1 protein-coding gene is annotated in these 1,018 nt (G+C 69.9%); it reads left to right on the top strand.

Features of this window, described 5'->3' with window-relative positions:
• Nucleotides 1-975, top strand: a 975-nt coding sequence (locus tag XH87_RS08415; RefSeq protein ID WP_271520609.1) for a methyl-accepting chemotaxis protein, incomplete at its 5' end; no start/stop codon positions are given.
• Nucleotides 976-1,018 lie beyond the last annotated feature (43 nt).

Genomic DNA, 1,018 nt, shown 5'->3' with positions numbered 1-1,018 from the left:
CTCGGCCGCAAGGACGAGATCGGCGAGATGGCCGGCGCGGTCGAGGAGTTCAAGGTCCAGGCCGTGGCCAAGGCCGAGCGCGACGCTGCCGCCAGCGAAGTCCAGAACCGGGAGCAGGCCGCAAGCCGCCGCGCCGAGCTGATCCGCTTTGCCGACGATTTCGAGAGCGCGGTCGGCACCATCGTCTCCAACGTCTCGGCCTCGGCCGTGCAGCTGGAATCGGCGGCCTCGACGCTGACCCGCACCGCCGAGACCACGCAGAGCCTGTCGAGCCAGGTCGCCGGCGTCTCCGAGCAGGCGTCTTCCAACATGCAGTCGGTCGCGACCGCGACGGAAGAGCTGTCGGCCTCGGTCGAGGAGATCGGCCGGCAGGTCCGCGATTCCAGCCGGATCGCCGAAGCTGCCGTGGGGCAGGCCAAGGAGACCGACGGCCGCATCGGCAAGCTGTCGCACGCAGCCCAGCAGATCGGCGAGGTGGTCAAGCTGATCACGGCGATCGCCGAGCAGACCAACCTTCTCGCGCTCAACGCCACCATCGAGGCCGCGCGCGCCGGCGAGGCTGGCCGCGGCTTCGCGGTCGTGGCGAGCGAAGTGAAGTCACTGGCGAGCCAGACCGCGAAGGCGACGGATGAAATCTCCTCGCACATCGCGGGCATGCAGGGCGCCACCGCCGAATCGGTCGCCGCGATCAAGGAGATCGGCGCGACCATCGGCCAGATCTCGTCGATCTCGACCTCGATCGCGAGCGCGGTCGAGCAGCAGGGCGCCGCCACGCAGGAGATCGCCCGCAGCGTCCAGACGGTCGCACAGGGCACCCAGACGGCCGCCACCGATATCGGCGAGGTCAACCGCGGCGCCGCCGAGACCGGCTCGGCCTCGGAAGAGGTGCTGAACTCGGCCAAGACGCTGTCGAGCGAAAGCACCCGCCTGCGCGCCGAGCTCGACCGCTTCATGGCGAATATCCGCGCGGCATAGATAGCTGCGACGCCGTCGCGCCGCCTCGGACAAGCCCGCCATC

Origin of the sequence: Bradyrhizobium sp. CCBAU 53415 (assembly GCF_028128735.1) — a bacterium.
GTDB lineage: Bacteria > Pseudomonadota > Alphaproteobacteria > Rhizobiales > Xanthobacteraceae > Bradyrhizobium.
This window is presented reverse-complemented; position numbering and strand designations above follow the sequence as displayed.